We start from the raw sequence: 19490 nt of genomic DNA, 5'->3' as shown, positions 1-19490 counted from the left end.
TTGATACGCACACCTTTTTGGCTATTTAGCCGCTCCGGGGGATTTCATGTTTCGCGCGCCTTGTCACGCTTCGCACCTGTTTCTTCGACCGACACTCATGGCTATGTGCCTGGCCTTGAGCCTCAGCGCCGAAGCCGAGTCATTCAAGCTGCACCTGCCTGCCCAGTCGCTGGCCACGTCCCTGAGCCAGGTGGCCCAGCAGGCGAAAATCCAGCTGCTGTTCGATGAAACCCTGCTCAAGAATGTGCAGGCCCCGGCGCTTAACGGTGACTACACCCCGGAAGTGGCCATCCGCTCCCTGCTCAAAAACGGTGAACTCATCCTGCTCAAGGTCGGCAGTACCTACGTGGTGCGCCCCGATGAGGGTAAAACCACCACCACCGGTGGCGCAATCCAGTTGGACACCTTGAGCGTGATCGGCACCGGCAACGAGGTGAACGCCAGCACCGTCAACCGCTCCACCCTGACCCAGGCCGACATCGACCGTTACCAGTCCAATAACATTCCCAGCCTGTTGCAGACCTTGCCCGGTGTCAGCCAGGGCGGCTCGCTGAAACCCGGCGGCCAGACCATCAACATCCGCGGTTTCGGCGATGCCGAAGACGTGCCGCTGACCGTTGACGGTGCCACCAAGACAGGCTTTGAGCGTTACCAGCAAGGCACGGTGTTTATCGAGCCCGAGCTGATCAAGCGCATCGAAGTGGAAAAAGGTCCCAACTCGCCGTTCACCGGTAATGGCGGCTTCGGCGGCACGGTCAACATGGTCACCAAGGACGCCCCGGACCTGCTCAAGGACGGCCGCAACAGCGGTGCGATGCTCAAATATGGCTACTCCAGCAACGACCATGAGCAGGTCTACAGCAGTGCCGTGTATGGCCGTACCGACGACGGCCGTTTCGATGCGCTGGCCTACCTGACCCAACGCGACGGCGGCGATATGAAAGTGGCCGCCAAATTGCCCAACGACAACAATGAGTACCCGATCAACCCCCAGCGCTTGCCCAACAGCGCCCAGGATGTGGACGGCAAGCTGTTCAAGGTCAACGCGCATTTTACCGATGAGCACAGTGTCGGGCTGTCATACTCGCGCTCCCACAGCAACCGCTGGACCCCGTTTTCCGCCGCCAGTTACCCCACGCCGCCAACCCAGTTCAACATCGACCGCTACGGCTACGAAGGCGCGTTGAAGCGCTTCCTCGCCCACCGTGACACGGTCGACACCACCTGGTCGGGCAAGTATGAATACCAGCCGCTGGACAACCCGCTGGTGGACTTGACCGTCAAGTACTCACAGTCCAACACCGAGCAGACCGATGAGCGTGACGCCACGGCGTTTTTCCAGTTGGCCACCGGCGGGCGCAAGATGGACACCGCCTACACCGACAAGCTCCTGGACATCCGCAACGTCAGCCTGTTTGACACCGGCCCCTTGCAGCATGCCGTGACGGTTGGCGGGCAAATCCGCAAGCACACCCGCGAAACCGAAATGTGGATGCCCGGCGCCACCTACAACACGCCGCGCTACAACTACGGGCACTTCCAGCCAGGCTTCATGCCCCACGGCAAAGTTGATACCAACAGCTTCTTTATCCAGGACGCGGTGACGTTGGGCGACGTGACGATCACGCCGTCGCTGCGCTATGACCATGTGCGCAACCGCGGCGAAGGCAACGATGCGCCCTACTACAACAACCCCAGCCCGGCAGTGGGTCACGACTACAGCGACCGCACCTACACAGGCTGGTCGCCACGCCTGGCGCTGTTCTGGACCGTGACGCCGAACGTGGGGCTGTTCGCCAACTGGAGCCAGACCTGGCGCGCCCCGGTGATCGACGAACAATACGAAGTGCAGGGCGTGGGCAGTCGCACCGCCACCAGCGTCGACCTGGACCCGGAGCGCATCACCTCGATCACCCTGGGCAACATCACCAGCTTCGACAACCTGATCGCCCAGGACGATAACCTGCAACTGCGCACCACCCTGTTTCACAACAAGGTCGAAGACGAGATCTTCAAGGCCACCGGCGTGGGCTGCCAGAACCAGGCAGTCAATGGCGGCAGCATCGCTTCAGCTTGCCCGCCTGGGCCGATGTCCAACTACCGCAATATCGGCAGCCTGACCATCAAGGGCGTTGAGCTCGAATCGATTTACAACTCCACCTACCTGTTTGGCTCGGTGTCGTTCGCCTATGCCAAGGGCCAGCACCAAGGCGCCTACACCAACCCTTGGGGCCCGGACGTGGCAGCGCGGGACATCCCGCCGACCAAATGGGTGCTGGTACTGGGTACCCACATCCCGGCCTGGGATGCCCAGGTGGGCTGGATGGGCCAGTTCATCGGCGCCACCGACCGCCTGCCCAGCGACAAATACTCGGGCGGCCCGGGCTCCAGCGTCGGCGATCTGTTCTACGACCAGTACGGCAACAAGCGCTACAACACCCAGGGCCTGTTCGCCAAATGGACACCGCAGCAGGCGTACCTCAAAGGCACCGAGGTGAACTTCACGGTAGACAACCTGTTCAACAAAAACTTCCGCCCGGCCTTGAGCGGCGACCGGGCGTACACGAAAGGGCGTGATGCGAAGATCAGCGTGACGCGTTTCTTCTAAGCACGCACGTATTCCAACTGTGGGAGCTGGCTTGCCTGCGATAGCCAAAAGTATCTACACAACGCTGTAACGGTCGACGATAACCACGATGCGAAGCGAGCCGCTCTTGATCTTGATCTGCTTTTGATCTCAAGCGCCCCGTCAAACCACGCTGGCCGGAATTCGACAGGGATTTGGGGGGTAAACCGGCAGGTTTAGCCGCCCCGCGCCATGGATGGCGCGTGGCGGCGGCCCCCCAAATCACTGGCGGATTACGGGCACACCGAGCCTAAGCGAGGTGCCGAGTGGTGGGGCAAGAGCGTTTTGCTTACTTTTGTCTGGGCCGGCATTCCGGCTTTTCAAAAGTGAGCCGCTGTCAGAGCGGAACCCTAGGTGGCCGTTACCGCAGGAATGGATATACACACAATCCAACGGTGTTGACTGCCAGGCCGCCTTCGCGAGCAAGCCCGCTCCCACAGTTGGATTGTGGGCTGTCAGGCAGATAGGCGTCGGCTGTCAGGCCGCTATCGCAGGCAAGCCAGCTCCCACATTTGGATCGTGGGGCGTCAGGTAGATATGCGCTGGCCGCCGGGGCCGTCACGGGAGCAAGCTCCCACAGGGAACCGCGCCCATTTCAAGCCAGGTAGCCATCCCCGCGCAGCAGGGTTTCCAGGCAGTGCTCGGTGATGTGATAGAACGCCTTGAGCTCCTGGATTTTTGCCAATAGCTGCGCGTTGTCCACAGGCTCGGCACGTTTGACCGCCAGGATCATCTTGTTCTTGTTCGTGTGTTCCAACGAGATGAACTCGAACACCTTGGTCTCATAGCCACAGGCTTCAAGCAACAATGCACGCAGGCTGTCGGTGACCATTTCTGCCTGCTGGCCTAGGTGCAGGCCGTATTGCAGCATCGGCTTGAGCAACGCCGGACTCTGGATCTGCAGGCGGATCTGTTTGTGGCAGCACGGCGAGCACATGATGATCGACGCACCGGAACGGATGCCGGTGTGGATCGCGTAGTCGGTGGCGATGTCGCAGGCATGCAAGGCAATCATCACGTCCAGCTCACTGGGCGCCACGCTGCGCACATCGCCGCATTTGAACACCAGCCCCGGGTGTTCCAGGCGTGCGGCGGCGCTGTTGCACAGGGTGACCATGTCTTCACGCAACTCGACACCGGTGACCTCGCCCTCGGCCTTGAGGGTATTGCGCAGGTAATCGTGAATGGCGAAGGTCAGGTAGCCCTTGCCCGAGCCGAAATCGGCGACACGCACCGGGCGGTCGAGCTGCAACGGCGACGACGTCAGCGCATGGCTGAACACTTCGATGAACTTGTTGATCTGCTTCCACTTGCGCGACATCGAGGGGATCAGCGTCTGCTTGGCGTCGGTCACGCCCAGATCGGCGAGGAACGGCCGGCTCAGGTCGAGGAAGCGATTTTTTTCGCGGTTATGCTCAGCCGAAGGCGCCTCGCGCAGTTGCTGCGGTTTACTTTTGAACAGCGAGCTTTTGTTCTTCTTGCTGTATTCCAACTGGGCTTCGTCGGTCAGCGCCAGCAAGTGCGCGTTCTTGAACGCGCTGGGCAACAGCTCGCCGATCGCCGCAACGCCGTCGTCCAAGGGGAAGTTCTTGGTGATATCGCGGGTCTTGTAGCGATAGACGAACGACAGGCATGGCCGGTCCTTGACGACTACCGGCTTGATGATCAGCCGCTGCAACTCGGCTTCCTCACCGACGTACTTGGCCAGCACCAGCTTGATAAAAGCGTTCTGGGCCAGGCTTGCGCTCAACAGTTCGATGAACTGGGCATGATGATCCGGCGCAGGGCGGGCAGGTTGAGCGGTGACGGACATGAACAAAAACGCCTCGGGTAAAGAATGCCGGGCATTTTAGGCGGGATGGGGGTTCAGGGCACGGGGTTATTTGATCAACGGTCAATCAACCCGAATAAGGATGCTGCCTTGTGTGGGAGCTGGCTTGCCTGCGATGCAGGCCACTCGGTTAATCAGGCAAACCGAGGCGATGCCATCGCGGGCAAGCCCGGCTCCCACAGAAAGCAGTTATTCGAGTACGACCAGGCGATTGGGCAGTTCGTTGCGGGTGTGAGTAACGGGCACATGCACCTTGAGCAACTCGCCACAGGCTTCAACGCAGGCGATGAACCCGGCCAGCGTCTGCCCCTGTTTCACCTGCTGGGTAAACGCCTGGACAATAGCGTCCCAATTGCTGTCATCCAGGCGCTTGGAAATCCCCTCATCCACCAGGATCTCCACATAACGCTCAGCCTCGCTGACAAAAATCAGCACCCCGGTGCTGCCCAGCGTGTGGTGCAAGTTCTGCTCCAGAAACTGCCGCCGCGCCAGGTTGGACGCACGCCAGTGGCGTACCGAACGCGGGATCAGCCGAGTAGTGACCTTGGGCAAGCGGAACACCAGGCACAGCACAATGAACGTCGCCCACTGCGCCACCAGCAAGGTGTACATGGTCAGGTAACCCGACAGGTAATGCACCACGCCCGGCACCACCAACGCGATCAAGCTCGCCCACAGCAACGGAATGTAGGCGTAGTCGTCGGCGCGCGCCGCCAGCACGGTGACCAACTCCGCGTCGGTGGTTTTCTCGACCCGGGCGATCGCTTCGGCGACTTGGCGCTGCTCGTGTTCAGTCAGTAATGCCATGGTTGTAGATGCTCTATTCTCGTTATTGTCATTACCAGCTGCCCGAAGCCCCGCCACCGCCAAAACCACCGCCACCGCCGCGGAAACCACCGCCACCGCCGCCCCCACCACCGCCGCGCCCGCTGCTGTTGAGAATCGCCAGCAGGATAGCGCCCACCGGCAAGCCCATGCGATTGCACAGCCACAGCACGCCGATCAGCAGAATAAACAGGCCGATGGAAAACCCGGGATTATCCATGGCGAAGTTCGCATCCGCCACATGAGCCGGCACCGCCAAGGGCTCACCGCCCACCACCTGGATCATCGCGGCCACGCCGTCGCTGATGCCCTGGCTGAAATTGCCGGCCTTGAACTTGGGCAGGATCACCTGGTTGATGATCACCCAGGATTGCGCATCCGTCAGCACGCCTTCCAGGCCATAGCCGACTTCGATGCGCAATTGGCGGTCATCACGGGAGACGATCAACAGCGCGCCGTTGTCCTTGCCCTTCTGGCCAATGCCCCACTGGCGGCCCAGTTGATAACCGTAATCCTCAATAGGCACGCCTTGCAGGTCGGGCACGGTGACCACCACCAGCTGGTCGCCCGAGGTCTGCTCCAGCGCCTGCAATTGCTGGGTCAGTTGCTCGCGCACCGCCGGGTCGATCATCTGCGCGCTGTCCACCACCCGCCCGGTCAGCGCCGGGAAGCTCAGTGCCGCCTGGGCCACGCCCACGCAGGCCAACAGCCACAGCGCCAGGCCTATCCGTAATAAACGCATCGACACCTCAGTGCAGCCTTATTTGAACTTCACTTGCGGCGCTTTATCGGCATCGGCGCTGGTGGCTTCAAACGTGGCGCGGATCGGCAAATCGCTGTACATCACGCTGTGCCACAGGCGGCCCGGGAAAGTACGGATCTCGGTGTTGTAAGCCTGTACGGCCTGGATAAAGTCACGGCGAGACACAGCGATACGGTTCTCGGTGCCTTCAAGTTGCGATTGCAAGGCCAGGAAGTTCTGGTTGGCCTTCAGGTCCGGGTAACGCTCGGACACCACCATCAAACGGCTGAGTGCGCCGCTCAGGCCATCCTGGGCTTGCTGGAACTGCTTGAGCTTCTCGGGGTTGTCCAGGGTGCTGGCATCCACCTGGATCGAGGTGGCCTTGGCCCGCGCTTCAATCACCGCGGTGAGGGTTTCCTGTTCGTGGGCGGCATACGCCTTCACCGTTTCCACCAGGTTGGGGATCAGGTCGGCACGGCGCTGGTACTGGTTCTGCACCTGGCCCCAGGCGGCCTTGGCCTGTTCGTCCAGGGTCGGGATGTTGTTGATGCCGCAACCGCTCAGCACGCTGCTGATCAGTAACAGCGCCGCAGCCTTGAAGCCCCAGCGATAAGTGTGTGCTGCTTGCATAGTGTTTCTCCTGCCCGATCTGATGGAATGTGACGACTAACCCTATAAACCACGCGCTTGGGGCATAATCCGCCACCACTGGAATGCTTCGAGCCAATCAGCTACAAAGATGCCCAGCGCGAAAAAGAGTTCAGAGTGTGCTGCATTTATCTGAACAACCCCCGAACAACAATAGACGTTCCCCACATTTTGGCCGACAGCATCTCTCTGAATGCTGCGCAGTCGCCGAAAAAGGATATTCATGAAAAAGCTGTGTTTGCTCGGCCTTGTTGCCACTCTGGCCAGCCACCCCGTATGGGCAGAAACAAAGCCTGCTGCGCTTAACGACAAGGACGCCTTCGTCAGCGACCTGCTCAAGCAAATGACCCTGGATGAGAAGATCGGCCAATTGCGCCTGATCAGTATCGGCCCGGAAATGCCCCGCGAGCTGATCCGCAAGGAAATCGCCGCCGGTCGCATCGGTGGCACGTTCAACTCCATCACCCGCCCGGAAAACCGTCCGATGCAGGACGCGGCCATGCGCAGCCGCTTGAAGATCCCGATGTTCTTCGCCTATGACGTGATCCACGGCCACCGCACCATTTTCCCGATCAGCCTGGCCCTGGCCTCCAGTTGGGACATGGACGCCATTGGCCGCTCCGGGCGCATCGCCGCCCAGGAAGCCGCCGCCGACAGCCTCGACATCACGTTTGCGCCGATGGTCGATATCTCCCGCGACCCGCGCTGGGGCCGCACTTCCGAAGGTTTCGGTGAAGACACCTACCTGGTGTCACGCATTGCCGAAGTCATGGTCAAGGCGTTCCAGGGCACCAGCCCCGCAAATGCCGACAGCCTCATGGCCAGCGTCAAGCACTTTGCCCTCTATGGCGCGGTGGAAGGCGGGCGCGACTACAACGTGGTCGACATGAGCCCGGTCAAGATGTACCAGGACTACCTGCCGCCCTACCACGCAGCGATCAAGGCTGGCTCCGGCGGCGTGATGGTGGCGCTCAACTCGATCAACGGCGTGCCCGCCACGGCCAACACCTGGCTGATGAACGACCTGCTGCGCAAGGACTGGGGCTTCAAGGGCCTGACCGTCAGCGACCACGGCGCGATCTTCGAGCTGATCAAGCACGGCGTGGCCAAGGACGGGCGTGAAGCCGCCAAGCTGGCGATCAAGGCCGGCATCGACATGAGCATGAACGACTCGCTGTACGGCAAGGAATTGCCGGGGCTGCTCAAGTCCGGCGAGATCCAGCAGAGCGACATCGACAACGCCGTGCGCGAAGTGCTCGGTGCCAAGTACGACATGGGCCTGTTCAAGGACCCATACCTGCGCATCGGCAAGGCCGAGGATGACCCGGTCGACACCTACGCCGACAGCCGCCTGCACCGCGCCGAGGCCCGCGACATTGCGCGCCGCAGCCTGGTGTTGCTCAAGAACCACAACGACACCCTGCCGCTGAAAAAATCCGCGACCATTGCCCTGGTCGGCCCGCTGGCCAAGGCACCCATCGACATGATGGGCAGTTGGGCTGCTGCCGGCCGGCCTGCGCAGTCGGTGACCCTGCTCGACGGCATGAACGCCGTGATCGGCGAAAAAGGCAAAGTGATCTATGCCCGTGGCGCCAACATCACCAGCGACAAAGCGGTGCTCGACTACCTCAACTTCCTCAACTTCGATGCCCCGGAAGTGGTGGATGACCCGCGCCCTGCCCAGGTGCTGATTGATGAAGCGGTGAAGGCGGCGAACAACGCCGACGTTATCGTCGCGGCGGTGGGCGAGTCCCGTGGCATGTCCCACGAATCGTCGAGCCGTACCGACCTGAACATCCCGCAAAGCCAGCGCGACTTGATCAAGGCCCTCAAAGCCACCGGCAAACCGCTGGTGCTGGTGTTGATGAACGGCCGTCCGCTGTCGATTCTCGAAGAGAACCAACAGGCCGATGCCATCTTGGAAACCTGGTTCGCAGGTACCGAAGGCGGCAACGCCATCGCCGATGTACTGTTCGGCGACTACAACCCGTCGGGCAAACTGCCGATCACCTTCCCTCGTTCGGTGGGGCAGATTCCGACTTACTACAACCACCTGACCGTGGGCCGGCCATTCACCCCAGGCAAGCCGGGCAACTACACCTCACAGTACTTCGATGACACCACCGGTCCCCTGTTTCCGTTTGGCTATGGCCTGAGCTACACCACGTTCAGCCTGTCGGACATGGCACTGTCGTCCACCACGCTGAACAAGACCGGCAAGCTCGACGCCAGCGTCACCGTGAAGAACACCGGCAAGGTCGATGGCGAAACGGTTGTGCAGTTGTATATCCAGGACGTGGCCGGTTCGATGATCCGCCCGATCAAGGAGCTGAAGAACTTCCAGAAGGTCATGCTCAAGGCCGGCGAAGCACGCACGCTGCACTTCACCATCACCGAGGACGACCTGAAGTTCTATAACACCCAGCTCAAGTACGCAGCCGAACCCGGTGAGTTCAATGTACAGATCGGGTTGGATTCCCAGGATGTGCAGCAGCAAACCTTCGAACTGCTCTGATCTGAAGCTGTCAACACGGTCTGGGTGGGAGCTGGCTTTTGTGGGAGCTGGCTTGCCTGCGATACAGGCACCTCGGTTTGTCAGGTGTACCGAGGTGATGCTATCGCAGGCAAGCCAGCTCCCACAGTTGATTGAGTTGGCCCGACTAGCCGCGCCGATCCAGCAGGTTCACCACCAACCGATCAATCCAGCCCCACACCCGCTGCTTTACCCGCCGCCACAATGGCCGCGCCTTCCATGCCTCCAGACTCACCGCCTGGCTCTGGGCAAAGTCCGCTTCGAAACTGCCCACCACCGCCGCCGTCAATCCCGGGTCCAGCGCTTCAAGATTGGCTTCCAGGTTAAAGCGCAAATTCCAGTGGTCGAAATTGCACGAGCCAATGCTCACCCAATCGTCCACCAGCACCATCTTCAGGTGCAGGAAGCACGGCTGGTATTCGAAGATCTGCACCCCTGAACGCAGCAGACGCGGGTAATAACGGTGCCCGGCGTAACGCACCGACGGGTGATCGGTGCGCGGGCCGGTGAGCAACAGACGCACATCCACACCACGCCCAGCCGCCCGGCGCAAGGCACGGCGCACGCTCCAGGTGGGCAGGAAGTATGGGGTCGCCAGCCAGATACGCGATTTGCTGCTGTTCAAGGCGCGAATCAACGATTGCAGAATGTCACGGTGCTGACGCGCATCGGCATACGCCACGCGACCCAGCCCCGGCCCGGTGGCGGGCACCTTGGGTAAGCGGGGCAAACCAAAATGGGTCGCCGGTTTCCATTCACGGCGCGCGGCGTTAGCGTGCCATTGCCGGTCGAACAGGGCCTGCCAGTCCAGCACCAGCGGGCCGCTGATCTGCACCATCACTTCATGCCAGTCGGCGCTGTCTTGCCCCGGCGTCCAGAACTCGTCGGTGACACCGGTGCCGCCGACCACCGCAATGCGCTGGTCGATCAGCAGCAGCTTGCGATGGTCGCGATACAGGTTGCGCATCCAGCGCCGCCAATTCAGGCGGTTGTAAAAGCGCAGCGTCACGCCTGCGTCGGTCAAGCGCTTGCGCAGCCCAAGGGTAAACGCCAGGCTGCCGTAATCGTCAAACAGGCAACGCACCTGCACGCCGCGTTCAGCGGCCAGCACCAGTGCCTGCACCATGGCCTCGGCGCAGGCCCCGGCTTCGACCAGGTACAACTCAAGGTCAACCTGCTGCTCAGCCCGGGCGATGCCCACCAGCATCTGCGGGAAGAAATTCGGCCCGTCGATCAGCAATTCGAACTGATTGGCGCTGCGCCACGGGAACACCGCGCCGCTCATGTCAGCGCGCCGTGAAGATCAGCACCGCACCCACCGGCACCGACAAACTGATCGACTTGAGCCCCGCCGCCTTGCGCAAGGTAGCCACACCGGGCGCCAGGTCGAAATCTTCGGCATGCAGCACCACGGGCTCCAGGGTTACCACCTGGAAACGCCGCTCATCCAGGCGCGTGGCCAGCAGTTCGGCGCTGTAGGTCTGGGTCTTGCCGTGCAGCGTGACGCTCAAGGGCAGGCGCAATTCCAACTGCGCGCCGGATGCCAGGTCATTGATGGGCTGCAGATTGATTTGCGCGCTGATCTGCGCTTCGGGGAAGGTCTTGATCTCGAACAGCTCTTTACGCATGCGCTCGTCGCGCAGCGGGATGCCGCTGTTGATTGAGTCCAGCTCCACTTCCAGCCGAGCCGCACCTTTGGCGTCGACCTTGCCATGCAATACCAGGAAGCGCTGGACTTCAGCCACTTCGGTGTTTTTAGTGGTGACGAAGGACAGGCGTGAGGATTCGTTATCCAGGTACCAGTCGGCGTGGGCGGGCACGGCAGCACAGGTCAGCAGCGCGAAGACCAGAGGTTTGACATTGAACATAAAGACTCATGGGGCAAAAAACCTGGGCGAACCTTAAGCGCAATCTCACAACCGGCGCAAATTCAAATGTGGGAGCTGGCTTGCCTGCGATGGCGGTGTATCAGTCAACCATTTCTCGCCTGGCACACCGCCATCGCAGGCAAGCCAGCTCCCACAGGGTTTTGCGGTGTTTTTAATCCAGCGTTCGCTGCACTTCGCACACCGCCTGTTCAAGGCTGCCCATATGCAAATTCAACACTCGCTCCACCGGCGCCTGATGCATTGGCCAATGCAGCGCCATGCTCCCCACCAGGCGGCCATTGGCGCGCACCGGCAGCGCCACCGCCCGGATCAGGAACGGCAAACGCACAGGATATTCCCAATAGCCCTCGGTACGCTGGCCAAAGCCCTGGTGCTGGGTTTGCTCGCATGCGCGATAGTGCTCGTCTGCCGCCACATGATTACGGCCTGCCAGGCGATGTACTTCTTCGGCCGGCAATTGCGTCAAGCAGGCTTTGCCCATCGCGGAATGGAACAGGCTGGCATACTGGCCGACGATCTGGCAGTTGTTCGGGTACAGCTTGCGCAACACACTGGGAATCGCACTCTCCATGACCTCCAGGCGCTCACCATCGAAGCACGACAAATCCACCACCAGCCCGGTGCGCTCGCTGAGCTCCAATAACCAGGGGGCGGCGCTTTCCACCACCTGGCGCTTGAAGCGTTGCTGGGTATCGCCGAACAAGCGCCGGGCACGCAGGCGGTAACGTCGATCACTCAGGCCCCGATAGACCCAACCCTGTTCCTGCAAGGTTAGCAACATGCGCGACACCGTGGCCTTGGGCAGGCGCGTGAGGTAGTGCAACTCTTCCAGCCCCAGGGCCTGGTGCTCGCCCAGCAACTCGACAATTGCCAGTGCGCGTTCAACCGAGCGTACGGTGCCTGTCTCCATGTTCGATCTCCCTGTTGCCGGTGGATGATCTTTTTTCACAGCAAGATACAGGCCCGGTCAGCGCTCAACGGGTCGTTGCAAGGCACGCCGGTGGCCGGCATTGTACCCATTGGGTCAGTTGTTCATGGGCGTAGGCCAATTGCAGCACGGCCCTGTCGGCCTGGGCCGGGCCAATGATTTGCAGGCCCATGGGCAAGCCCTGGGGGTTGAAGCCCACCGGAATGCTCATGCTCGGCAAACCGGCGAGGGTCGGGCCGATCACCACCTCCATCCAACGGTGATAAGTGTCCATTTCACGCCCGCCGACGAGGCGTGGCCAAGGCTGTTGTGCATCGAAAGGGAACACCTGGGCGGTGGGCAACAGCAGGAAATCGTAACGTTCGAACAGCTTGCCCAAGGCGCGGTACCACTCACTGCGGTCCACCGACGCCTGGTAAACCTGCTGAGCACTCAAGCCCTGGCCGCCCTCCACTTCCCATTGCGCTTCGGTTTTGAGCAGTGCGCGTTTTTGCGGGTTGGCATAGGCCGCGCCGAGGTTGCCGTGCACCAGCCAATGGCGGTGTACCAACCAGCAGCGCCACAGGCGCGCCATGGAAAAGTCCGGTTGGCAGCTGTGCACTTCACAGCCCAACCTGGCGAAATCATCCAGCGCCGCTTCGCACAGGCTCATCACGCCATCATCCATCGGCAGATAACCGTTGTAGTCCCCCAGCCAACCAAGGCGCGCACCCTTGAAGTCATGCAGCAACGGCTGGCCAAGCACCGTCGGATCGGCCTGGGATGACAGCGGCGTGCGGGGGTCGTAACCGGCCTGGATGCTCAGCAACCGCGCCACATCCGTCACGCTGCGCCCCATCGGGCCTTCGGTGCCCAGTTGCTGCACAAACAGTTCCGGCATCGGCCCGTGGGGCACCCGCCCTTGGGAGGGGCGCAAGCCGAACACGTTGTTGAACGCCGCCGGGTTGCGCAGCGAGCCCATCATGTCGCTGCCGTCGGCCACCGGCAGCATGCGTAGCGCCAGGGCCACCGCCGCTCCGCCACTGCTGCCGCCGGCCGCCAGGCGCGGGTCATAGGCGTTGCCGGTGGTACCGAACAGCGTGTTGTAGGTGTGGGAGCCCAGGCCGAACTCCGGCACGTTGGTCTTGCCGATGATGATCGCGCCACTGGCCCGCACCCGCGCCACGCTGATGGCGTCCTCGCCCGGCACATGCTCGGCGAACAGCGGTGAGCCCAGGGTGGTGCGCAAACCCTGGGTGGCCGCCAGGTCCTTGATGGCCTGGGGCATGCCATGCATCCAGCCACGGGAGTGGCCCTGGTCCAACTCACGATCGCAGGCCCTCGCCTCGGCCAGCACGGCCTCGCTGTCGCGCAACGACACTAGCGCATTCACGCCAGGGTTAAAGCGCTGAATCTGTGCCAGGTACGCCTGCATCACCTCTTCGCACGACACCTGCCGCCCATGAACGGCCCGCGACAGCTCAGTGGCATCCCAATCAACAATACTCAAGGCTTCACCTCTCTGGAAAACGGCAGCGGCTTGCTCGCACGAGGTGCCTCGCGCATGCAGTAAGTGCCCAGCAGCGTCAGCACGCACGCAAACAATACATAAAACGAGGGCGCCACCGGCGTGCCCAGTACCTTGCTCAGCCAGGTCACGATCAACGGCGCGAAACCACCGAACACCATCACCGCCACGTTATAGGCCACCGACACACCGGTCGAGCGCACCTCGATAGGGAACTGCTCGGCCAATGCCGTCGGCGCTGGCCCGAAGAACCCGCCAATCGCCGTGCACAACATCACCTGCATCACCAGCAGGCGCTCGATAGACGGCGCGGCGGCCACCCACACATACAACGGGTAGACCATCACGAAGAACGCCAAGGTGAAGGCCATCAACACCGGCCGCCGTCCCCATCGATCCGAGAGCAGGCCGGACAACGGAATCACCACAGTCATCAGCGCTACCGCAAACATCTGCACCATCAGCACCTGGTCCAGCGGCAGGCCAAGGTTCTTGTGAGCGAAGGTCGGCATGTTCACCAGCACCACATAAAACGACACCGTCGCGCCGCAGGCCAGCCCCATCGACACCAGAATACTGCGCCGATGCTCACGCAGCACTTGCATGAGGCTCGGCGACGGGCCAGTGGCTTGCTTGCGCGCTTCGATGAACTCTTCCGGGTCTTCCATGTGCCGACGAATCCACAACCCCACCGGGCCGATCAGCAAGCCCAGCACAAACGGCAGGCGCCAGCCCCACAAGTCGAGGGTTTCGGGCGAAAAGAAATGCGTGACCAGCGCCACCATCGCTGCCCCACCGAACACCGCCAGGCATTGCCCCACCAGTTGCCAGGAGCCATACAATCCCTTGCGATGGGCCGGTGCACTTTCCACCAGAAATGCCGTGGCACTCGCGTACTCACCGCCGGTAGCAAACCCCTGCAGCATCCGCGCCACCACAATCAGCAACGGCGCGCCCATGCCGATGGCAGCATAGTTCGGCGCGAAGGCGATCAGCGCGATGGACACGGTCATCAACCGGATAATCAACTGCATCGCCGCCTTGCGGCCTTTGCGGTCGGCGTAGATGCCCAAGAGGATGCCGCCCACCGGGCGCATGAAAAAGCCCACGCCGAAGGTGGCCAGGGCCATCAGCAGCGAGGCGTATTCGTCCTCCGAGGGGAAGAACTGCCGGGCGATGATACTGGCGAGAAAGCCGTAGACGATGAAGTCATACCATTCCAACGCGTTGCCAATCACCGCCGCCACCACTTGGCGGGTGCGCGAAACACCAGGTTTTGCAGTCTGCATGAGGAACACTCCATTCAACCGATCAGGGAAAGGGTCCAGCGGCAGAAAAAAGAGGTCGTCAGGCCGGCTTGAGCCAGCTCTCGGCCAGCGCGCCCCAGTAGGCTGCGCCGGTCAGCAGGATGTCGTCGTTGAAGTCATAGGCGGGGTTGTGCACCATCGGCCGCGACACGCCGTTGCCGATAAACAGATAACTGCCTGGGCAGCGTTGCAGCATCCAGGCGAAGTCTTCGCTGCCCATCAGCGTGCGGGTGTTGCCGTCCACGGCGTCGGCACCGAGCAAGGCCACGCCGACCTGACGGGCGAATTCGGTTTCTTCGGCGTGGTTGACCAGCACCGGGTAGGCCGGGCGGTGTTCGATCTGCACCGTGCAGCCGAAGCTCGCGGCCTGGGTCTGGATGATCGCGTTGACCCGTTCCAGCATTTGTTCACGCACCTTGGGGTTGAGTGCGCGCAGGCTCAGGCGCAATAACGCTTGCTGGGGAATCACGTTGGCCGCCTGGCCGGCCTGCAAGGCGCCGACGGTGACCACGGCGGCTTCCTGGGTATCGATATTGCGCGCCACCACCGTTTGCAGAGCCATGACCATGCTGGCTGCCGCCACCAGTGGATCGATAGTGAGGTGTGGCATGGAGCCGTGGCCACCGACACCTTCGAGGATCACGGTAAGCAAATCCTGGGACGCCATCATCGGGCCAACTCTCAAGCCCAGATGCCCCGCCGGCAAACCCGGCATATTGTGCATGCCGAACAACCCGTCGCAAGGAAAGCGCTCCAGCAGTCCATCCGCCAACATCGCCTCGGCACCGCCCTGGCCTTCTTCGGCGGGTTGGAAAATCAGGTTCAAAGTGCCGTCCAATTGCCGCGTCGCCGCCAAGTAACGCGCGGCACCGAGCAACATGGTGGTGTGGCCGTCATGGCCGCAGGCGTGCATGCAGCCGGCATGCTGGCTGGTATAGACCGCGCCGGTATTTTCGATGATGGGCAAGGCGTCCATGTCGGCGCGAATCCCCAACGTGCGCGAGCTGCTGCCGTTACGCAGCACGCCGACCACACCGGTCTTGCCGATGCCGGTATGCACCTCATACCCCCACTCCCGCAATGACTGCGCGACCAGTGCTGAGGTGCGGTTCTCTTCAAAGCCGAGTTCGGGGTGGGCGTGGATATCGTGACGCACAGCGTGCAAGTCGCTGGCAACGTCACTGAGCCAATCCAGGATGTGCTGGTGCGGGCGCATGGTGATTCTCCTCACAGGCGGGTGGTCCCGTTCTTGTTGGCGACACATCGACAGCTAAGCGCGATGTGCGCGTGAGGACAATCAAAGGTGGTTCCACTCTGTGGAACCTCAGGGCCGGTTCTTTTTCCGAGAACCCACGCAGATAATCTAAATGTGGGACCTGGCTTGCCTGCGATGACGGCGGCACAGGCACCCGTGATGTTGACTGACCTGGCGCTATCGCAGGCAAGCCAGCTCCCACAGGGGAATTTGGGTGTGTCAGGGGTTGAGGCGGCAGCCTTGACGGTCGCCCAACCACCGCGCCGTCTGCGTACGCCCTAAACCGCTTGCCGTGACTTCACTGCGTTCCGGCGAGTCAGTGAACGCACTGGTTGGCACGTACTGCTTCACATACCCCAGGCAATACTGCGCAGGGTTGTTGGCCACATACCGGCACGAGCAATACTCCTTGGCGGTGTACGCCGCGATGATGTCAGGGAAGGCTTGCAGGTTGACGCGCTCGTGCCAAACCCAGCCCAAGAGTGCGATAAACAACACCAGTAAAACGCTGATGAACGGATGACGACGCATCATGAGCGCACCGCCGCCAGCACTCGTTTGAGCAGTTCGTTATGCCGGTAACTACCATCCCGATCATCGCCGTAACGCACGATCACCAGGTGTTCATCGGGCAGCACAAACAGCGCCTGGCCCCAGTGCCCCAGCGCGGCAAAGGTGGCGGCCGGTGCGTCGGGCCAGGGTTGGGGGGCGCCGGTGTTGAGCCACCAATGGCCGCCCGGCACGGCTTCATCCTGGCCGGCTTTGTAGTGGTCGAAGGGCCTGCGGTTGAAGGCGACCCAGTCCTTGGGCAGCAGTTGCCGCTCGCCCCAGCGCCCATCCCGCGCCATCAGTAGCCCTACTCGTGCCAGATCCCGGGCCGTGAGGTAGGCATAGGACGACGCGACAAACGTCTCATCAGCATCGGTTTCCCAGGTTGCGTCGCGAATGCCCAGGGGCTGGAACAGCGCGTCCCACGGGTAGGTCATGTAGGCCTTGTGGCCGAGCATGCCCTTGAGCGCGGCGGACAGGATATTGCTGTCGCCACTGGAATAACGGAAAGCCTGGCCAGGGGCGGCGACCGCATCGGTATCCGCTGCGAATTGCGCCATGTCGGTGTGGCCACGGGTGTAGAGCATCGCCACCACCGAAGATTTCAACGGGGCGTATTCGTAGTCTTCCTGCCAATCCAACCCCGAGGCCCAGTGCAGTAGGTCGGCCATGCTCACTTTGGGATGCTGCTTCATCGGCGGGTAGAAACGTGCAGCGGGGTCGCTGAGTTTGAAGCGGCCTTGCCCATAGGCCACGCCCAGCACGGTAGCCATCAGGCTTTTGCTGACGGACCAGGTGAGGTGCGGCGTGCTGGCAGTGGTGGGCGCGGCGTAGCGTTCATAAATGATTTGGCCGTCACGAATGACCAGCAACGCATCGGTGCGAATACCGGTGCGGGTGACATCGTCGCGGGGTGGGAAAGCGTAGGCGTCCAGGGCATCGACAGCGGGACCGGCGAGGGCTGTGCCCAGGGCCCACTCGTTATCAGGCCAGATTTCAGCGCGGGCATTAAGGGTGACAAACAGCAGGGCAACGCACAACAGGCCTCGGACCATGGACGCAAACTCAAGGGGGCATTCAAGCCCGCGAGCCTAGCTCACGCCAGTGACAGATTTGCGACAAGGGGGCTGTCATCCAACCGTCACCGTAACTTCATGGAGCTGACACCGAGGCTACATAGCCTGACTTTGGACAACAAAGTCGACTGGCCGCAACCTGGCCGGCACCCGGAGACTCGCTATGACTCAGATCGCCCGCATCAGCGACAAAGGCAATGAACGCCGTCTGCAAGCCGAACGCCTGGTAGGCGCACAGGCATTGCAGGAAGCCCAGGCCCTGCGGTTCAACGTGTTCAGCGGCGAGTTCAACGCCAAGCTGAAAGGCGCGGAACTGGGTCTGGACATGGATGACTATGATGTTCACTGCAGCCATATCGGCGTGCGGGATTTGAACAGCGGTCGACTCGTCGCTACTACCCGTCTGCTCGACCACCAGGCCGCCAGCACCCTGGGCCGGTTCTACAGCGAAGAAGAATTCAGCCTGCATGGCCTGCTGCACTTGCAGGGCCCGATTCTGGAGATTGGCCGCACCTGCGTCGACCCGGCCTATCGCAATGGCGGCACCATCGCGGTGTTGTGGGGCGAGTTGGCCGAGGTACTCAACCAGGGTGGCTACAGCTACCTGATGGGCTGCGCAAGCATCCCGATGCACGATGGCGGCATCCAGGCCCACGCGATCATGCAGCGCTTGCGCGAGCGCTACCTGTGCAACGAACACCTGCGCGCCGAACCGAAAAAACCGCTGCCGGCCCTGGACTTGCCGTCCAACGTCATCGCCGAAATGCCGCCGCTGCTCAAGGCCTACATGCGCCTGGGCGCGAAGATCTGCGGCGAGCCGTGCTGGGATGAAGACTTCCAGGTAGCCGACGTGTTTATCCTGCTCAAGCGCGACGAGTTGTGCCCGCGTTACGCGCGCCACTTCAAGGCGGCCATGTGATGAACCGCCTGCGCATTTACGGGCGCATCGCCCGCGTGCTGTTAGTGGTGGGGCTGGGATTGAGCATGGCCAGTGTGTTCGGCCTGTTCGAGCGCCTGGGGGTGGCTAACTCGATGGTGCGGCGCCAGCGTTGGTCGCGCTTCTTCATGGCACGGCTGACCAACGCCCTGCCCTTTCGCGTGACGGTGCATGGCGAGTTGCCGCAAACGCCGATGCTGTGGGTGAGCAATCATGTGTCCTGGACGGATATCCCGTTGCTGGGCATGGTGGCGCCGATGTCGTTTTTGTCCAAGGCCGAAGTACGTACCTGGCCGGTGGCGGGCTGGCTGGCGGCCAAGGCTGGCAGCCTGTTTATTCGTCGCGGTTCAGGTGACAGCCAACTGATTCGCAAGCAGATGACCCGTCATCTGGAACAACAGCACCCCTTGCTGATGTTCCCCGAAGGCACCACCACCGACGGTCGCGGCCTGCGCACGTTCCACGGGCGCTTGCTGGCCAGCGCGATCGATGCGGATGTGTCGCTGCAGCCGGTGGCGATTCGGTATCTGCGCGACGGCCAGGTCGACCCGCTGGCGCCCTTTATTGGCGATGATGATTTGCTCTCGCACCTGATGCGCTTGTTTTCCAATGACCAGGGCGATGTAGAGATTCATGTGCTCAAGCCGATTGCCTGCACTGGGCAGGAACGTGCGGCGTTGGCGTATCAGGCGCAGCAAGCGGTGCAGAAGGCGTTGTTTGGACCAGTGCCGGAAGCAGAGCAAGTGGCTGCTCGACCTGCATTCGCAGCCTGAAGCAATGTGAACACAATCCAAATGTGGGAGCTGGCTTGCCTGCGATGGCGGTGGGTCAGCCACA

Annotated in this window: 16 protein-coding genes; 4 read left to right on the top strand and 12 right to left on the bottom strand. The window is 61.8% G+C overall.

All coding sequences use genetic code 11. The features are described 5' to 3' along the window. The first annotated feature begins 46 nt into the window (after positions 1-46). The gene (locus JMV15_RS02685) at positions 47-2608 is read left to right on the top strand and encodes a TonB-dependent receptor (protein ID WP_038449398.1); all 2562 of its coding nucleotides are present in this window, start codon (positions 47-49) and stop codon (positions 2606-2608) included. A 613-nt stretch (positions 2609-3221) separates the two neighbouring features. Here the strand turns inward: JMV15_RS02685 and JMV15_RS02680 are convergent. From JMV15_RS02680 to JMV15_RS02665, 4 genes are all read right to left on the bottom strand, one after another. Continuing rightward, positions 3222-4439, bottom strand: a complete 1218-nt coding sequence (locus JMV15_RS02680; RefSeq protein WP_038449395.1) for a class I SAM-dependent methyltransferase — start codon at positions 4437-4439, stop codon at positions 3222-3224. Between the two features lie 207 nt (positions 4440-4646). Continuing rightward, positions 4647-5264, bottom strand: coding sequence for a TPM domain-containing protein (locus JMV15_RS02675; protein ID WP_032903207.1), 618 nt, complete (start codon positions 5262-5264; stop codon positions 4647-4649). Positions 5265-5295: 31 nt separating this feature from the next. Next, positions 5296-6024 carry a TPM domain-containing protein gene (locus JMV15_RS28550; protein ID WP_003189373.1) on the bottom strand — a complete coding sequence of 243 codons (729 nt, stop codon included), beginning with the start codon at positions 6022-6024 and terminating at the stop codon, positions 5296-5298. 18 nt (positions 6025-6042) lie between these two features. Continuing rightward, positions 6043-6654: a LemA family protein gene (locus JMV15_RS02665; protein WP_014717327.1), complete on the bottom strand. Its 612-nt coding sequence runs from the start codon at positions 6652-6654 to the stop codon at positions 6043-6045. Between the two features lie 241 nt (positions 6655-6895). Here JMV15_RS02665 and bglX point away from each other — a divergent pair, with 241 nt between their 5' ends. Next, a complete protein-coding gene (gene bglX / locus JMV15_RS02660; protein WP_038449392.1) occupies positions 6896-9187 on the top strand; it encodes a beta-glucosidase BglX in 2292 nt (763 codons plus the stop codon). A gap of 145 nt (positions 9188-9332) precedes the next feature. Here the strand turns inward: bglX and JMV15_RS02655 are convergent, their stop codons facing one another. From JMV15_RS02655 to JMV15_RS02620, 8 genes are all read right to left on the bottom strand, one after another. Continuing rightward, positions 9333-10490 (bottom strand): phospholipase D-like domain-containing protein, encoded by a 1158-nt coding sequence (locus tag JMV15_RS02655; RefSeq protein WP_038449389.1) that lies wholly within the window; start codon positions 10488-10490, stop codon positions 9333-9335. A 1-nt stretch (position 10491) separates the two neighbouring features. Beyond that, positions 10492-11073 (bottom strand): YceI family protein, encoded by a 582-nt coding sequence (locus tag JMV15_RS02650; RefSeq protein ID WP_003189365.1) that lies wholly within the window; start codon positions 11071-11073, stop codon positions 10492-10494. Positions 11074-11245: 172 nt separating this feature from the next. Continuing rightward, positions 11246-12004, bottom strand: a complete 759-nt coding sequence (locus tag JMV15_RS02645) for a helix-turn-helix domain-containing protein (protein WP_014717323.1) — start codon at positions 12002-12004, stop codon at positions 11246-11248. A 64-nt stretch (positions 12005-12068) separates the two neighbouring features. After that, positions 12069-13511, bottom strand: a complete 1443-nt coding sequence (locus tag JMV15_RS02640; RefSeq protein WP_038449387.1) for an amidase — start codon at positions 13509-13511, stop codon at positions 12069-12071. After that, positions 13508-14818 (bottom strand): citrate-proton symporter, encoded by a 1311-nt coding sequence (locus JMV15_RS02635; protein ID WP_038449379.1) that lies wholly within the window; start codon positions 14816-14818, stop codon positions 13508-13510. The genes JMV15_RS02640 and JMV15_RS02635 overlap by 4 nt, the downstream gene beginning before the upstream one ends. Before the next feature lie 58 nt (positions 14819-14876). Continuing rightward, on the bottom strand, positions 14877-16052 hold the full coding sequence (locus JMV15_RS02630; RefSeq protein ID WP_038449376.1) for a M20 aminoacylase family protein: 1176 nt from the start codon (positions 16050-16052) through the stop codon (positions 14877-14879). Positions 16053-16310: 258 nt separating this feature from the next. Continuing rightward, positions 16311-16625: a hypothetical protein gene (locus JMV15_RS02625; protein ID WP_014717319.1), complete on the bottom strand. Its 315-nt coding sequence runs from the start codon at positions 16623-16625 to the stop codon at positions 16311-16313. After that, a complete protein-coding gene (locus tag JMV15_RS02620; RefSeq protein ID WP_038449374.1) occupies positions 16622-17695 on the bottom strand; it encodes a serine hydrolase domain-containing protein in 1074 nt (357 codons plus the stop codon). Before JMV15_RS02620 ends, JMV15_RS02625 begins: the two co-directional genes overlap by 4 nt. 184 nt (positions 17696-17879) lie before the next feature. On the opposite strand from JMV15_RS02620, the gene olsB reads away from it, so the two are divergent. Both olsB and JMV15_RS02610 read left to right on the top strand, forming a co-directional pair. After that, positions 17880-18635, top strand: coding sequence for an L-ornithine N(alpha)-acyltransferase (gene olsB, locus JMV15_RS02615; protein WP_003189352.1), 756 nt, complete (start codon positions 17880-17882; stop codon positions 18633-18635). Continuing rightward, the gene (locus JMV15_RS02610) at positions 18635-19426 is read left to right on the top strand and encodes a lysophospholipid acyltransferase family protein (protein ID WP_014717317.1); all 792 of its coding nucleotides are present in this window, start codon (positions 18635-18637) and stop codon (positions 19424-19426) included. Before olsB ends, JMV15_RS02610 begins: the two co-directional genes overlap by 1 nt. The last annotated feature ends 64 nt before the right edge of the window (positions 19427-19490 follow it).

Origin of the sequence: Pseudomonas paracarnis (genome assembly GCF_904063055.1) — a bacterium.
In the GTDB taxonomy this organism is placed as follows: Bacteria; Pseudomonadota; Gammaproteobacteria; order Pseudomonadales; family Pseudomonadaceae; genus Aquipseudomonas; species Aquipseudomonas paracarnis.
Note: the sequence above shows the minus strand (reverse complement) of the source record. Positions and strands in the feature narration are given on the sequence as shown.

Bases quoted from the DNA above. Each gene is read 5' to 3' on its own strand.
- JMV15_RS02685 (WP_038449398.1), top strand. From the start codon at position 47: ATGTTTCGCGCGCCTTGTCACGCTTCGCACCTGTTTCTTCGACCGACA.
- JMV15_RS02680 (WP_038449395.1), bottom strand. From the start codon at position 4,439: ATGTCCGTCACCGCTCAACCTGCCCGCCCTGCGCCGGATCATCATGCC.
- JMV15_RS02675 (WP_032903207.1), bottom strand. From the start codon at position 5,264: ATGGCATTACTGACTGAACACGAGCAGCGCCAAGTCGCCGAAGCGATC.
- JMV15_RS28550 (WP_003189373.1), bottom strand. From the start codon at position 6,024: ATGCGTTTATTACGGATAGGCCTGGCGCTGTGGCTGTTGGCCTGCGTG.
- JMV15_RS02665 (WP_014717327.1), bottom strand. From the start codon at position 6,654: ATGCAAGCAGCACACACTTATCGCTGGGGCTTCAAGGCTGCGGCGCTG.
- bglX (WP_038449392.1), top strand. From the start codon at position 6,896: ATGAAAAAGCTGTGTTTGCTCGGCCTTGTTGCCACTCTGGCCAGCCAC.
- JMV15_RS02655 (WP_038449389.1), bottom strand. From the start codon at position 10,490: ATGAGCGGCGCGGTGTTCCCGTGGCGCAGCGCCAATCAGTTCGAATTG.
- JMV15_RS02650 (WP_003189365.1), bottom strand. From the start codon at position 11,073: ATGTTCAATGTCAAACCTCTGGTCTTCGCGCTGCTGACCTGTGCTGCC.
- JMV15_RS02645 (WP_014717323.1), bottom strand. From the start codon at position 12,004: ATGGAGACAGGCACCGTACGCTCGGTTGAACGCGCACTGGCAATTGTC.
- JMV15_RS02635 (WP_038449379.1), bottom strand. From the start codon at position 14,818: ATGCAGACTGCAAAACCTGGTGTTTCGCGCACCCGCCAAGTGGTGGCG.
- JMV15_RS02630 (WP_038449376.1), bottom strand. From the start codon at position 16,052: ATGCGCCCGCACCAGCACATCCTGGATTGGCTCAGTGACGTTGCCAGC.
- JMV15_RS02625 (WP_014717319.1), bottom strand. From the start codon at position 16,625: ATGATGCGTCGTCATCCGTTCATCAGCGTTTTACTGGTGTTGTTTATC.
- JMV15_RS02620 (WP_038449374.1), bottom strand. From the start codon at position 17,695: ATGGTCCGAGGCCTGTTGTGCGTTGCCCTGCTGTTTGTCACCCTTAAT.
- olsB (WP_003189352.1), top strand. From the start codon at position 17,880: ATGACTCAGATCGCCCGCATCAGCGACAAAGGCAATGAACGCCGTCTG.
- JMV15_RS02610 (WP_014717317.1), top strand. From the start codon at position 18,635: ATGAACCGCCTGCGCATTTACGGGCGCATCGCCCGCGTGCTGTTAGTG.